General features: G+C 66.0%; 13 protein-coding genes. 12 read left to right on the top strand and 1 reads right to left on the bottom strand.

All coding sequences use genetic code 11. From position 1 onward, the window contains the following. The first annotated feature begins 3 nt into the window (after positions 1-3). The 7 genes from pyrR to pyrF are packed head-to-tail and all read left to right on the top strand — an operon-like array spanning position 4 to position 8,641. The gene (pyrR, locus tag AC1D75_RS17385) at positions 4-591 is read left to right on the top strand and encodes a bifunctional pyr operon transcriptional regulator/uracil phosphoribosyltransferase PyrR (RefSeq protein WP_495516917.1); all 588 of its coding nucleotides are present in this window, start codon (positions 4-6) and stop codon (positions 589-591) included. Next, the gene (locus AC1D75_RS17380) at positions 588-1,532 is read left to right on the top strand and encodes an aspartate carbamoyltransferase catalytic subunit (protein WP_495516561.1); all 945 of its coding nucleotides are present in this window, start codon (positions 588-590) and stop codon (positions 1,530-1,532) included. Before pyrR ends, AC1D75_RS17380 begins: the two co-directional genes overlap by 4 nt. Next, on the top strand, positions 1,529-2,830 hold the full coding sequence (locus AC1D75_RS17375) for a dihydroorotase (RefSeq protein WP_495516560.1): 1,302 nt from the start codon (positions 1,529-1,531) through the stop codon (positions 2,828-2,830). The genes AC1D75_RS17380 and AC1D75_RS17375 overlap by 4 nt, the downstream gene beginning before the upstream one ends. Continuing rightward, positions 2,827-3,327 carry a PH-like domain-containing protein gene (locus AC1D75_RS17370; RefSeq protein ID WP_495516559.1) on the top strand — a complete coding sequence of 167 codons (501 nt, stop codon included), beginning with the start codon at positions 2,827-2,829 and terminating at the stop codon, positions 3,325-3,327. Before AC1D75_RS17375 ends, AC1D75_RS17370 begins: the two co-directional genes overlap by 4 nt. Further along, positions 3,324-4,484, top strand: coding sequence for a glutamine-hydrolyzing carbamoyl-phosphate synthase small subunit (gene carA, locus AC1D75_RS17365; protein ID WP_495516558.1), 1,161 nt, complete (start codon positions 3,324-3,326; stop codon positions 4,482-4,484). Before AC1D75_RS17370 ends, carA begins: the two co-directional genes overlap by 4 nt. Beyond that, positions 4,484-7,819, top strand: a complete 3,336-nt coding sequence (gene carB, locus AC1D75_RS17360) for a carbamoyl-phosphate synthase large subunit (protein WP_495516557.1) — start codon at positions 4,484-4,486, stop codon at positions 7,817-7,819. The genes carA and carB overlap by 1 nt, the downstream gene beginning before the upstream one ends. Continuing rightward, entirely contained in the window at positions 7,820-8,641 is an 822-nt protein-coding gene (pyrF, locus tag AC1D75_RS17355) for an orotidine-5'-phosphate decarboxylase (protein WP_495516556.1), read from the top strand. It abuts the gene before it with no gap. Here pyrF and AC1D75_RS17350 read toward each other — a convergent pair. Further along, positions 8,566-9,747, bottom strand: a complete 1,182-nt coding sequence (locus AC1D75_RS17350) for an alpha/beta hydrolase (RefSeq protein ID WP_495516555.1) — start codon at positions 9,745-9,747, stop codon at positions 8,566-8,568. The genes pyrF and AC1D75_RS17350 overlap by 76 nt on opposite strands. A 413-nt stretch (positions 9,748-10,160) precedes the next feature. Here AC1D75_RS17350 and mihF point away from each other — a divergent pair, with 413 nt between their 5' ends. From mihF to metK, 5 genes are all read left to right on the top strand, one after another. Continuing rightward, positions 10,161-10,478 (top strand): integration host factor, actinobacterial type, encoded by a 318-nt coding sequence (gene mihF / locus AC1D75_RS17345; RefSeq protein WP_023959453.1) that lies wholly within the window; start codon positions 10,161-10,163, stop codon positions 10,476-10,478. A 45-nt stretch (positions 10,479-10,523) separates the two neighbouring features. Beyond that, positions 10,524-11,081 carry a guanylate kinase gene (gmk, locus tag AC1D75_RS17340; protein ID WP_495516916.1) on the top strand — a complete coding sequence of 186 codons (558 nt, stop codon included), beginning with the start codon at positions 10,524-10,526 and terminating at the stop codon, positions 11,079-11,081. A gap of 7 nt (positions 11,082-11,088) precedes the next feature. After that, positions 11,089-11,391, top strand: a complete 303-nt coding sequence (gene rpoZ / locus AC1D75_RS17335; protein WP_020108885.1) for a DNA-directed RNA polymerase subunit omega — start codon at positions 11,089-11,091, stop codon at positions 11,389-11,391. A 105-nt stretch (positions 11,392-11,496) separates the two neighbouring features. Continuing rightward, a complete protein-coding gene (gene coaBC, locus AC1D75_RS17330) occupies positions 11,497-12,789 on the top strand; it encodes a bifunctional phosphopantothenoylcysteine decarboxylase/phosphopantothenate--cysteine ligase CoaBC (protein WP_495516554.1) in 1,293 nt (430 codons plus the stop codon). 69 nt (positions 12,790-12,858) lie between these two features. Continuing rightward, positions 12,859-14,067 carry a methionine adenosyltransferase gene (metK, locus tag AC1D75_RS17325; RefSeq protein ID WP_495516553.1) on the top strand — a complete coding sequence of 403 codons (1,209 nt, stop codon included), beginning with the start codon at positions 12,859-12,861 and terminating at the stop codon, positions 14,065-14,067. Positions 14,068-14,138 lie beyond the last annotated feature (71 nt).

Below are 14,138 nucleotides of genomic sequence, written 5' to 3'. Positions count from 1 at the left end.
CCGATAACCGTGCCAGCTCAACAAAGCGACGGTACCGACGCGGGTCGTGAATTACTCGACGACGCCGACGTCGGTAGGACCATTGCGCGGATAGCGCATCAGATCATCGAAAAAACAGCTCTCGACAGCCCCGATTCACCACGGGTTGTCATCATCGGAATCCCCACGCGGGGGATCTTCCTCGCGCGGCGCCTGGCGGCGAACATCGCCGAGTTCGCAGGCGTCCAGGTTCCCGTCGGTTACCTCGACATCACCCTGTACCGCGACGACCTGCGCGCCAAGCCGCATCGTGCCCTCGAACCCACCGCGGTTCCGGCAGGCGGTGTCGATGGCGCACTGGTGGTGCTCGTCGACGACGTCCTGTATTCCGGACGGACCGTGCGGGCCGCACTCGACGCCCTCCGTGATCTGGGTCGCCCCGCGGCCGTTCAACTCGCGGTACTGGTCGATCGCGGTCACCGCGAGCTGCCGCTGCGTGCGGACTACGTCGGCAAGAACATCCCGACCTCACGGAGCGAAGACGTCCAGGTCCACATGCGCGAACACGACGGTGTCGACCGGGTCGTCCTGCGGGCAGGGGAGAATGCATGAAGCATCTGCTGTCCGTCAATGACCTGAGCGCAGACGTGGCCACCGAGATGCTCGATGAGGCCGAGCGCTTCGAGCAGGCGCTTGTGGGTCGGGAGATCCGCAAGCTGCCGACGTTGCGGGGCCGCACGATCATGACGGTGTTCTATGAGAACTCCACGCGCACAAGGGTTTCGTTCGAGGTGGCCGGCAAGTGGATGAGCGCCGACGTGATCAACGTCAGTGCGTCCAGCTCGTCGGTGAACAAGGGCGAGTCGTTGCGCGACACGGCCAAGACCTTGCGCGCCGCCGGTGCCGACGCGCTCATCGTCCGCCATCCGGCGTCCGGTGCGGCGCACCAGATCGCCCAGTGGACCTCCGAGGAGGGCCCGGGTCCGTCGGTGATCAACGCCGGCGACGGCACGCATGAGCACCCGACACAGGCACTGCTCGACGCCCTGACCCTGCGGCAGCGACTCGGTTCGCTGGAAGGCAGGCGGATCGCGATCGTTGGCGACATCCTGCACTCGCGGGTGGCACGGTCCAATGCCCATCTGCTGGCCACCCTCGGTGCCCAGGTGGTGCTGGTGGCGCCGCCGACGCTGCTCCCGGTCGGTGTCGAGTCCTGGCCGGTGGAGATCTCGCACAGCCTCGACGCCGAACTCGCAGCGGTGGACGCGGTGATGTTGCTGCGCGTGCAGGCCGAGCGGATGAACGGCGGGTTCTTCCCGTCGTCGCGCGAGTATTCGATCCGATACGGACTGTCCGATCGGCGGGCGGCGCTGTTGGCCGATCACGCCGTTGTGCTGCATCCCGGTCCGATGTTGCGCGGCATGGAGATCGGATTCTCCGTCGCCGACTCATCGAAGTCGACTGTGCTGCAACAGGTTTCCAATGGAGTTCATATGCGAATGGCAGTGCTTTTCACGCTGCTGGTCGGAACCGAGAGTGAGGGTGTGGCGTGAGCGGCGACCTGCTGATCCGCAACGTACGGCCATACGGGGGTGAGCTCGTCGACATTTTGGTCCGGGCCGGTGACATCGCCGAGATCGGGGCCGACCTGACGGCCGACGCCGACGTTGACGTGCTCGATGGTGCCGGCGCGGTCATCCTGCCCGGATTCGTCGACATGCACACGCACCTGCGCGAACCCGGCCGCGAAGACACCGAGACGATCGAAACGGGTTCGGCGGCAGCCGCACTCGGCGGCTACACCGCGGTCTTCGCGATGGCGAACACCGACCCGGTCGCGGACAGCCCGGTCATCACCGACTACGTCTGGCGGCGTGGTCAGGAAGTCGGACTCGTCGACGTGCACCCCGTCGGCGCGATCACGGTGGGTCTGCAGGGCAAACAGCTCGCCGAGATGGGCGCAATGGCCGCCGGTGCGGCCGGCGTGCGGATGTTCAGCGACGACGGCAAATGCGTCGACGACCCGCTGCTGATGCGCCGGGCACTCGAGTACGCCAAGGGCCTCGATGTCCTCATCGCCCAGCACGCAGAAGAGCCCCGCCTGACCAAGGGTGCGATCGCGCACGAGGGCGCCACGGCCGCCCGCCTCGGACTCACTGGCTGGCCACGCGCGGCCGAAGAATCGATCGTCGCCCGCGATGCGCTGCTGGCCCGAGATGCCGGAACCCGGGTCCACATCTGCCACGCGTCCACCGAGGGCACCGTCGAATTGTTGAAATGGGCGCGTGGACAGGGCATCTCGATCACCGCCGAGGTCACACCGCATCACCTGCTCCTCGACGACAGCCGGCTGGAGACCTACGACGCCGTCAACAAGGTGAATCCGCCACTGCGGGAAGGCCGGGACAAGGTCGCGCTCCGAGCGGCCCTGGCCGACGGGATCATCGACTGCGTCGCCACCGACCATGCACCCCATGCGGCGCAAGAGAAGTGCTGTGAGTTCGCCAACGCCCGCCCCGGCATGCTCGGACTACAGACCGCGCTCTCAATCGTGATCGAGACGATGGTCAACCCGGGTCTGCTGGACTGGCGCGGAGTGGCCGCGGTGATGAGTGAACGTCCGGCGCAGATCACCGGTCTGCCGGATCAGGGCCGTCCGATCGCCGCAGGCGAACCCGCCAACCTGGCACTGGTCGACCCCGATACCGAGTGGACCGTGCAGTCCGACGCACTGGCCAGCCTGTCGGCGAACTCACCGTTCGACGGACTCACCCTGCCCGGCACCGTGATCGCCACGGTGCTGCGGGGCGAGATAACCAACAACGGCGGCAAGGTCAGGTCACCGAGATGACCGGCGTCGTGGTTGTCCTGATCGTGGTCCTGGCCTGGTGCGGGATCGTCGGTCTGATGATCCTGGGTTGGCGCGGTCGTGGGCGCCGCCAAGAGCAGATGCTCGGGGCGTTCCCCGAGGTGCCCGCCGACCTCGGTCCCCGCCGGCTCGGGCCGCACACAGGGCTCTATGTCGGGTCGACCATCGCACCGAGTTGGCAGGACCGCGTCGCCGTCGGCGACTACGGCGACCGCGCCACCGCCGAGATCAGCCGCTACGACGGCGGGATCCTGATCGAACGACGCGGTGCCAATCCGATCTGGATCCCCGCCGACCAGATCACCGCGATCAGGACCGAACGCGGACTCGCCGGAAAAGTGATGACGGCGGACGGCGTACTGGTGATCCGATGGCTACTGCCGTCGGGAACCGAGATCGACTCCGGCATCCGCGCGGACGACAAATCCATCTACCCCCAGTGGGTCAAACCTTTCGAGCAGGACGGAAAAAAGCAGTGACACAGCCAAACCGGGCAACGCCAGCGGTGCTGGTTCTTGAGAACGGCGAGCGTTACACCGGAACCGGATACGGCGCACTGGGACAGACCCTTGGTGAAGCCGTCTTCTGCACCGCGATGACCGGGTACCAGGAGACGCTCACCGATCCCAGTTACCACCGGCAGATCGTCGTGGCGACTGCGCCGCAGATCGGCAACACCGGCTGGAACAAAGAAGACGGGGAGAGCCGCGCCGGCCAGATCGGTGACGACTCCGGAAAGATCTGGGTGAGCGGGTACGCGGTGCGTAACCCCACCCGCCGGGTATCGAGCTGGCGGGCCACGTCTTCGCTCGAAGACGAACTGGTCGAGCAGGGGATCGTCGGCATCGCGGGCATCGACACCCGCACCGTCGTGCGCACCCTGCGCGATCACGGCTCCATGCGCGCCGGGATCTTCTCCGGTGACGCACTCGCCGGTGCCGACGAACTGCTCAAGCGAGTTGTGGACGCGCCGCAGATGAAGGGCGCGAACCTCGCTGGAGAGGTCTCGACACCAGACGGCTACGTCGTCGAGCCCGAGGGTGAGCACCGCTTCACCGTCGCGGCCATCGACCTCGGTATCAAGACCAACACCCCACGGATGTTCGCAAAGCGCGGCGTCCGGGTCCATGTGCTGCCCGCCGGTTCGAGTCCCGACGCCATCGCCGCGATCAAGCCCGACGGTGTGTTCCTGTCGAATGGCCCGGGCGACCCGGCCACCGCGAATCACGCTGTCGATCTGACCCGCCACGTCCTCGGAGAAGGCATCCCGCTGTTCGGGATCTGCTTCGGCAACCAGATCCTCGGTCGAGCCCTCGGCCGCGACACATACAAGATGAAGTTCGGTCACCGCGGCATCAACATCCCGGTCATCGACCATGCCACCGGTGCGGTGTCGATCACCGCACAGAACCACGGGTTCGCGCTCGAAGGTGAGGCGGGCGAGGAGTTCGACTCCGACTTCGGCCGGGCCCGGATCAGCCACACGTGCGCCAACGACGGTGCTGTCGAGGGCGTGGAGCTGGTCAGCGGCAAGGCGTTCTCGGTGCAGTACCACCCAGAAGCGGCGGCAGGCCCGCACGATGCCGCCTACCTGTTCGACAAGTTCATTTCCCTTCTGCAAGGAGCTAGTGCCTGATGCCCCGCCGTTCCGACCTATCGCACGTCCTGGTCATCGGTTCCGGTCCGATCGTCATCGGTCAGGCCTGTGAGTTCGACTACTCCGGCACCCAGGCCTGCCGCGTGCTGCGGGCCGAGGGCCTGCGCGTGAGTCTCGTCAACTCGAATCCGGCGACGATCATGACCGACCCGGAGTTCGCCGATGCGACCTACGTGGAGCCGATCACCGCCGACTACATCGAGAAGGTGATCGTGGCCGAGCGCGACGCCGGACACCCGATCGATGCGGTTCTGGCGACCCTGGGTGGCCAGACCGCGCTCAATGCCGCTGTCGCACTGCATGACCAGGGCATCCTGGAGAAATACGACATCGAGCTGATCGGTGCCGATTTCGACGCCATCCAGCGCGGTGAGGATCGTCAGAAGTTCAAGGACATCGTCGCCAAGGTCGGTGGCGAGAGCGCCCGTTCCGCGGTTTGTTACACGATGGAGCAGGTCCACGAGACCGTCGCCGATCTCGGTTATCCGGTGGTCGTCCGCCCGTCCTTCACGATGGGCGGTCTTGGTTCGGGTATGGCCTACAACGAGGCCGACCTCAACCGGATCGCCGGTGGCGGCCTGTCCGCATCGCCGACCGCCAACGTCCTCATCGAGGAATCGATCCTCGGCTGGAAAGAGTACGAACTCGAATTGATGCGCGACGGCGCCGACAACGTCGTGGTCGTCTGCTCGATCGAGAACGTCGATCCGGTGGGTGTGCACACCGGCGACTCGGTGACCGTCGCTCCCGCGATGACGCTGACCGACCGTGAATACCAGGACATGCGTGACCTGTCGATCGCCATCATCCGCGAGGTCGGCGTCGACACCGGTGGCTGCAACATCCAGTTCGCGATGGATCCCGCGGACGGTCGTCTGGTCGTCATCGAGATGAACCCGCGGGTGTCCCGGTCGTCGGCGCTGGCGTCGAAGGCCACCGGTTTCCCGATCGCGAAGATCGCGGCGAAGCTGGCGGTGGGTTACCGCCTCGACGAGATCGTCAACGACATCACCAAGAAGACCCCGGCCTGCTTCGAGCCGACGCTCGACTACGTCGTGGTCAAGGCCCCGCGGTTCGCATTCGAGAAGTTCCCCGGTGCCGACGACACGCTGACCACCACCATGAAGTCGGTGGGTGAGGCGATGTCGCTTGGCCGTTCGTTCGCCGAGGCGCTCGGCAAGGTCATGCGCTCGCTGGAGACCAAGGCCGCCGGGTTCTGGACCGAACCGGTGACCGACGGGCCTGCCGAGACCCTGCCGGAGTTGCTCGAGCGTCTGAGCGTGCCCAAGGACGGCCGTCTCTACGGGATCATGCAGGCATTCATGCTGGGTGCCACCGTCGAGCAGCTCTTCGATTCCACGAAGATCGATCCCTGGTTCCTGGCCGAGATCGAGGCCATTTACCAACTGGGACAAGACATCCGGTCGGCAGAGGTTCTCGACGAGCCGCTGCTGCGCCTGGCGAAGAGCAACGGTCTGTCGGACCGTCAGCTGGCGGCTCTGCGCGACGACCTCGCCGATGAGGGCGCGGTCCGCGAACTGCGGCATTCCCTGAACGTGCGCCCGGTGTACAAGACCGTCGACACCTGCGCCGCCGAGTTCGAGGCCGCAACGCCGTACCACTACTCGACGTACGAACTCGATCCCGCAGCGAAGTCGGAGGTCGCGCCGCAGACCGAGCGACCCAAGGTCCTGATCCTGGGATCGGGTCCCAACCGCATCGGACAGGGCATCGAGTTCGACTACTCGTGTGTTCACGCCGCGTTGACGCTGAGCGAGGTCGGCTACGAGACCGTGATGGTCAACTGCAACCCGGAAACGGTGTCGACCGACTACGACACCGCCGATCGCCTCTACTTCGAGCCGCTGACCTTCGAGGACGTGCTCGAGGTGTTCGGCGCCGAATCGGAGTCGGGCACCGTCGCCGGTGTCATCGTCCAGCTCGGTGGTCAGACACCGCTCGGGTTGGCCCATCGCCTGCAGGCCGCGGGTGTGCCGATCGTGGGCACCAGCCCCGAGGCCATCGACCTCGCGGAGGATCGCGGCGAGTTCGGCAAGGTGCTCGAAGCAGCCGGACTGCCCGCTGCCAAGTACGGCATGGCCACCACCTTCGACGAGGCCAAGGAGATCGCGGGCGACATCGGTTACCCGGTACTCGTGCGCCCGTCGTACGTGCTCGGTGGCCGCGGCATGGAGATCGTCTACGACGAGGAATCCCTCGACGGATACATCTCCCGCGCCACGGAGATCAACCCCGATCATCCGGTTCTCGTCGACCGTTTCCTCGAGGACGCCATCGAGATCGATGTCGATGCCCTCTACGACGGCACCGACTGCTACATCGGCGGCGTGATGGAGCACATCGAGGAGGCCGGTATCCACTCCGGCGACTCGGCGTGTGCGCTCCCGCCGATCACGCTCGGCAAGTCTGATCTCGAGAACGTCCGCCGGTCCACCGAGGCACTGGCCAAGGGCATCGGGGTACGCGGACTGCTCAACGTCCAGTACGCCTTGAAAGACGACATCCTGTACGTCCTCGAGGCGAACCCGCGGGCGAGCCGGACGGTGCCTTTCGTGTCCAAGGCCACCGCGGTACCACTGGCCAAGGCCTGCGCCAGGCTCATGCTGGGCGCCACCATCGCCGAGATGCGCGCCGACGGCATGTTGCCCGCCACCGGCGACGGATCCGAGCTGCCCGACACGGCACCGATCGCGGTCAAAGAGGCGGTGCTGCCGTTCAACAGGTTCCGCCGCAGTGATGGCAGCGGCGTCGATTCGCTGTTGAGCCCGGAGATGAAGTCGACCGGTGAGGTGATGGGCATCGACGCCGATTTCGGCCGGGCCTTCGCCAAGTCGCAGACCGCCGCGTACGGTTCGCTGCCGCTCGAAGGAAAGATCTTCGTCTCCGTTGCCAACAAGGACAAGCGTGCCCTGGTCTTCCCGGTGAAGCGGCTGGCTGATCTCGGGTTCGAGATCCTGGCCACCGAGGGGACCGCACATGTCCTGCGGCGCAACGGGATCACCTGCACGCAGGTGTACAAGCATTCCGACGCCGACCGCCCCGATGGCGAGGTGACCGTGGTCGACCTCATCCGTGCGGGTGAGATCGGCATGGTCATCAACACCCCGTACGGCAATTCGGGACCGCGGGTCGACGGCTACGAGATCCGCAGTGCCGCGGTGTCGGTGAACATCCCCTGCATCACCACGGTCCAGGGCGCCAGCGCCGCGATCCAGGGCATCGAGGCCGCACGCGGCGGCGCGATGGGTGTGTTGTCGCTGCAGGCGCGGCACCGCTCGATGCTGGGTGGCTGAGTGAGCACCTTCGGCGCACGCTATCGGGAGGTGGTCGCCGAGCGCGGTCGCCTGTGTGCGGGCATCGACCCGCATCCCGAGCTCCTGCAGCAGTGGGGGCTGCCGGTCAGCGGCGCCGGGGTCAGGGCTTTCGGCGACATCTGCGTCGAGGCCCTGGCCCCCGCGGTGGCGGTGATCAAGCCCCAGGTCGCCTTCTTCGAAGCTTTCGGTTCGGAGGGGTTCGCCGCACTCGAAACGGTGATCGCCGGCTGCCGGGCCGGGGGAGCCCTGGTGATCGCCGATGCCAAACGCGGCGACATCGGATCGACGATGGACGCCTATGCGCGGGCCTGGCTCGACCCGTCGTCGCCGTTGTGTGCCGACGCGGTGACCGTGTCGCCCTATCTCGGGTTCGGTTCGCTGGCGCCCGCGATCGACCTCGCCCGCTCACAGGGGCGCGGTGTGTTCGTGCTGGCCCGGACATCCAACCCGGAAGGCGCCGCGCTGCAGCTGGCCGAGCGTGAGGGCCTGACCGTGGCCCAGCAGATCGTCGATGCGGCAGGCGCGGCCAACAGCGATGGCTCGGGGACGGTCGGTGTGGTGGTCGGTGCCACCCGCGAACACGGCCTGGACCTCGCGGACCTGCGTGCACCCGTGCTCGCTCCCGGACTCGGCGCCCAGGGCGCCACCGCCGAGGATCTGCGTGGCGTCTTCGCGGGCAGCGACCTCGGCTGGATTCTTCCGTCGAGTTCTCGCGCGGTGCTGCGTTACGGCCCGGACGTGCCCGCACTGCGGGACGCGGCGCTGCGTACCGCCTCGGAGATCGAGTCCGCGCTGTCCTGATCGCTCACGGCCGCCGGATCCAGCGCGGCCCGATCACTCAGCGCGGTATGGAACGCATCGATGCGTGGCCAGGTCTGCGCCTTGGCATCCGGACCCGCGATCAGGCCGAGGTGGCTCGACTCGACCGTGGTGAAGTGCACCTCGGGTGACTCGGCGAGCAGTTCGACGCCGTGCCGGGCTGCGGCCCACGGAACGATGACGTCCCGGTGGCTGCCGAACAGTTGTACCGGCACCTTGATGGTGGTCAGGTCGATCTGGCGGTCACCGAAGTTGACCACGCCGCCTGCCAGCTCGTCGTGGTAGATGAACTGCTCCCACATCTGCTCGGACAAGCGTCCCGGGTATCCCGGGAACTGGCGCTGGAACCGGTTCACCACCTCCATCCGGGCGAGCGTCTCGGTGTCCGAGAGGTTGTTCATGATGAACCAGGGCTTCTTGAGCTCACGTTGCCATGCTGTGCCGCGATAGGCGATCTGCACCAGAGGTGCAGGAATCCCTCGCAAGGCGCTCAGCGTCGCTGTGACAGGCCGCGGACCGGTCCTGCCGGTGAGCTGCCGGACCAGCGGATAAGGAGGCACGAGCCCGTAGTTCAGTGGCGTCCCGATCGCGGTGATCGACCGGACGGGCAGAGCGGCGTCGGCGGCGAGTGTCAGCAGTGCGACGGTGCCGCCCAGGCTCCATGCGACGAGGTCGATCTGTCCTCGGTGGCCGTCGAAGTCTGCCAGTACCCGGGCGATGGCCTGCGGGATGATGTCGTCGGTGAACCCTTCGAAGCCCAGGCCCCGGTCGGACCGATCCATCTCGCCGTAGTCGACGACGTAGGGGATACGTCCCTGACTCAGCAGGTGGCCGACGTACGAGTGGTCGGGCTCGAGGTCGTAGCAGGACGCGGGGGCGGCCAGGGGAGGGAGCAGGAGCACGGGGACGCCGCCTCCGTCGCGGGCCCGGTCGAGGTCATCGAGGTCGCCGTAGCGGCGCAGTGTCCGGTGGCGCTCGGTATGCAGGGTCGTGTGCGGGGTCTGCACCTGCGCGCGGATGCCACCGCCGACCGTCAATTGCAGGAGGTTGCGTACCGGAGTCGGTAGTCGATCGATCACGGACGTCATCTAACACGAGCCCGATCGAGTGGTACTCATCGCAGGTCAAACCCATCTCCGACACGCGCAAGACGCAAGAAACTCAGAAATTTTCCGGGGAGGAACTCCTGTCACAGGGGTATCACAAGTGTGACGTACGTCATGTTCCCGAAAATTCACCAAACTGTCGTTGAAATACGCTGTAGCGCAACATGATTCCTGTGATCGAAGAATCGGAACCCTGAGTTTGGCGATCAGTGGGGGGTTCGTCGGTCGGTCTACTTTGAAAGGCTTACAACACCCGTTTTCGTGGGGGAATGCGGGGGTCGGGGTCGCAAATCGCAGCTCACGTGGGTACGGTCGCTTTCGCTGCCCTCACAAGGCAGCCGCCCCGACATCACCGGTGCCGGGGCAGAGAACACACAGACGAAATCGGAGGAACCGTGGCCCTTCCCCAGTTGACAGATGAGCAGCGCGCGGCTGCCTTGGAGAAGGCAGCTGCCGCTCGCCGGGCCCGAGCCGAGCTGAAGGAACGCCTCAAGCGTGGCGGCACCGATCTGCAGCAGGTACTCAAGGATGCTGAGAACGACGAGATCCTCGGCAAGATGAAGGTGTCGGCGCTCCTCGAGGCTCTGCCGAAGGTTGGCAAGGTCAAGGCTCAGGAGATCATGACCGAGCTCGAGATCGCCCCCACCCGCCGCCTGCGCGGCTTGGGCGATCGGCAGAAGAAGGCTCTGCTCGCCAAGTTCGACTTTGCCTGATCGTTTCTGCGCGTGAGCAAAGATCTACAACAGAAGGGCCGGCTGCTGGTTTTGGCCGGCCCTTCTGCTGTCGGCAAGTCGAGCGTTGTCCGTCGGCTCCGGGAGTTGCTTCCGGAGCTGATGTTCAGCGTCTCGGCCACCACCCGCGAACCGCGGGCCGGTGAGGTGGACGGTCGCGACTATCACTTCGTCAGTCGCGACGAGTTCGATCGGCTGATCGAGGAGAATCAACTCCTCGAATGGGCTGAGATCCATGGCGGGCTGCAACGCTCCGGAACACCCGCCAAACCCGTGTACGAGGCCATGGAGCAGGGGAAACCCACTCTGGTGGAGGTCGACCTGGCCGGAGCGCGGAGTATTCGCGCCGCCGTGCCTGAGGCCGTCACCGTGTTTTTGGCCCCACCCAGCTGGGATGTTCTTGTCGCGCGATTGCGTGGCCGGGGCACCGAATCCGATGAGGTGATCGAGCGTCGTCTACAGACGGCGCGGGCCGAATTGGACAGCGCCGACGAGTTCGATCACGTCATCGTGAACGACGAAGTCGACGCCGCGGCCAAACAGTTGCTATCCTTGCTGGTTGAAACCCATTTGAATAATTCGTAGGAGAACTGTGAGCAGCTTGACCACCCAGGACGAGTTCATCGGCGAGGTCGACGCGACGGCGTACGACACCCCGCTTGGTATCACGAACCCGCCGATCGATGAGCTGCTCGAACGGGCTTCTTCGAAGTACGCATTGGTGATCTACGCGGCCAAGCGTGCGCGTCAGATCAACGATTACTACAACCAGCTCGGCGACGGAATCCTCGAATACGTCGGCCCCCTGGTCGAGCCGGGTCTTCAGGAGAAGCCGCTGTCGATCGCGATGCGCGAGATCCACGCAGACCTGCTCGAGCACACCGAAGGCGAGTGAGCGCGAATCCCACGATTCCGGTCTCCGGAATCGTGGGACCACGTGTATGTCGGGGATGTGGTGGCGGGAGATCACTCGCGGCGCCAACAGCGAGGATGAGGTTTCGTGACCGAAGCGGTTAGTGCACGCAAGAACATCGTTGTGGGCGTAGGCGGAGGGATCGCGGCCTACAAGGTCGGCTCCGTCATCCGCCACTTCACCGAGGCCGGTCACGGTGTGCGGGTCATCCCCACCGAATCGGCCCTCAAATTCGTCGGCGCGGCCACCTTCGAGGCACTCAGCGGTAATCCGGTGAGCACCGAGGTGTTCGACGACGTACCCCAGGTCGCACACGTGCGTCTGGGGCAAGAAGCCGACCTGGTCATCATCGCTCCGGCCACCGCCGACCTGATGGCACGGGCCGCATCCGGCCGAGCCGATGACCTGTTGACGTCGACGCTGCTCACCGCGCGTTGCCCGGTGATGTTCGTCCCGGCGATGCACACAGAGATGTGGGAGCACCCGGCCACCCAGACCAACGTCCGCACCCTGCGAGCGCACGGCGCCACCGTGATCACCCCCGCATCGGGACGACTGACCGGCGTCGACTCCGGTGCCGGACGTCTGCCCGACCCGCAGGAGATCGCCCTACTCGGTGAACTCCTTCTTGAACGCTCCGACGCCCTGCCGTACGACCTGAGCGGCGTGCGGTTCCTGATCAGTGCCGGCGGTACCCGCGAACCACTCGACCCGGTCCGCTACCTCGGCAATCGCAGTTCGGGCAAGCAGGGTTACGCCCTGGCCCGGGCTGCCGCGCAACGCGGTGCGCAGGTCACGCTGGTGGCCGGTGCCACCGACGACCTCGCGACCCCCGCCGGAGTCGAACTCGTGCGGATCAAGTCCGCCGAGCACCTGTCCGAACAGATGGCCAAGCGGGCGCCCGAAACCGATGTGGTGATCATGGCCGCCGCGGTCGCCGATTTCCGGCCCGTGTCGGTGGCTCAGTCGAAGATCAAGAAGACCGGTGACGGCCCCGCACCGATCGAGCTGACCACCAACCCCGACATCCTGGCCGGGCTGGTCGAAGCGCGTCGCGCCGGAGAGATTCCGGCGGACGTGTCGATCGTCGGCTTTGCCGCCGAGACCGGCGACGAGCATCATGGAGTCCTGGACCACGGACGCGCCAAGCTGGCCCGCAAGGGTTGCGATCTGCTCGTCGTGAACGCGGTCGGCGACGGTAAGGCTTTCGGCATGGACCACAACACCGGTTGGGTGCTTGCCGCCGACGGCCACGAGACCGCGCTACCGCTGGGAACCAAAACACTCATGGCGAGCCGAATACTTGACGCGGTTGTCGCCATGCGCCCTGATGATGGGGCATCGATGGGCGATGCAACCAACAAGACCAAGCCTGTGTAATTTGAGGTCCGCGGGTTTTCGCGCCCACGACCCGTCCGCTCCAGGACCACCGCTGCCGAGAGGAAATCCATGACCGATTCCCGTTTGTTCACAAGCGAGTCCGTCACCGAAGGTCACCCCGACAAGATTTGTGACGCGATCAGCGACTCGATCCTGGATGCCCTGCTCACCGAGGACCCGCGTGCGCGGGTCGCGGTCGAGACCCTGGTGACCACCGGACAGGTCCACGTCGCGGGTGAGGTCAACACCACCGCCTACGCCGACATCCCGAAGATCGTCCGCGAGAAGGTCCTGGAGATCGGTTACGACTCCTCGGCCAAGGGCTTCGACGGCAACTCCTGTGGCGTCAACGTCGCGATCGGTGCGCAGTCACCCGAGATCGCCCAGGGTGTCGACAACGCCTATGAGTCGCGCGTCGAGGGCATCACCGAAGACGAGATCGCCCGCCAGGGCGCCGGTGATCAGGGCCTGATGTTCGGGTACGCCACCGACGAGACCCCCGAATACATGCCGGTCCCGATCGCGTTGGCCCATCGCCTCGCGCGCCGCCTGACCGAGGTCCGCAAGACCGGCGTGCTGCCGTACCTGCGTCCCGACGGCAAGACCCAGGTCACCATCGAATACGTCGGTGACAAGCCGGTCCGCCTCGACACCGTGGTCATCTCGACCCAGCATGCCGCCGACATCGACCTCGAGAACCTGCTGACCCCGGACATCCGCAACCAGGTCCTCGGTTCGGTCTTCGAAGAGCTGAACCTCGGGTTCCTCGACACCAGTGACGTGCGCCTGCTGGTCAACCCGACCGGCAAGTTCGTCCTCGGCGGACCGATGGGCGACGCCGGCCTGACCGGTCGCAAGATCATCGTCGACACCTACGGCGGCATGGCCCGTCACGGTGGCGGCGCCTTCTCGGGCAAGGATCCGTCGAAGGTCGACCGTAGCGCCGCGTACGCGATGCGCTGGGTGGCCAAGAACGCGATCGCAGCCGGCCTGGCCGGACGCATCGAGGTACAGGTCGCCTACGCCATCGGCAAGGCTGCCCCCGTTGGTCTGTTCGTCGAGACCTTCGGCACCGAGAACGTCGATCCGGCCAAGATCCAGTCGGCGATCACCGAGGTGTTCGACCTGCGTCCGGGCGCGATCATCCGTGACCTCGACCTCTTGCGACCGATCTACGCGCCGACCGCCGCCTACGGCCACTTCGGCCGCACCGACATCGACCTGCCGTGGGAACACACCGACCGCGCCGACAAGCTGCGCGCGGCGGCGGGTATCTGACGCATCTAGTCTGAGCCAGGCCCATCGCCCCCAAGAACGATCGTGAGCCAGCCCCGCGGCTCCCGATCGCG

Source organism: Williamsia sp. Y712 (assembly GCF_059445525.1).
Note: the sequence above shows the minus strand (reverse complement) of the source record. Positions and strands in the feature narration are given on the sequence as shown.

Excerpts from the sequence above, each read along its gene's own strand:
- AC1D75_RS17380 (WP_495516561.1), top strand. The coding sequence starts at position 588 with ATGAAGCATCTGCTGTCCGTCAATGACCTGAGCGCAGACGTGGCCACC.
- AC1D75_RS17370 (WP_495516559.1), top strand. The coding sequence starts at position 2,827 with ATGACCGGCGTCGTGGTTGTCCTGATCGTGGTCCTGGCCTGGTGCGGG.
- carB (WP_495516557.1), top strand. The coding sequence starts at position 4,484 with ATGCCCCGCCGTTCCGACCTATCGCACGTCCTGGTCATCGGTTCCGGT.
- AC1D75_RS17350 (WP_495516555.1), bottom strand. The coding sequence starts at position 9,747 with ATGACGTCCGTGATCGATCGACTACCGACTCCGGTACGCAACCTCCTG.
- metK (WP_495516553.1), top strand. The coding sequence starts at position 12,859 with ATGACCGATTCCCGTTTGTTCACAAGCGAGTCCGTCACCGAAGGTCAC.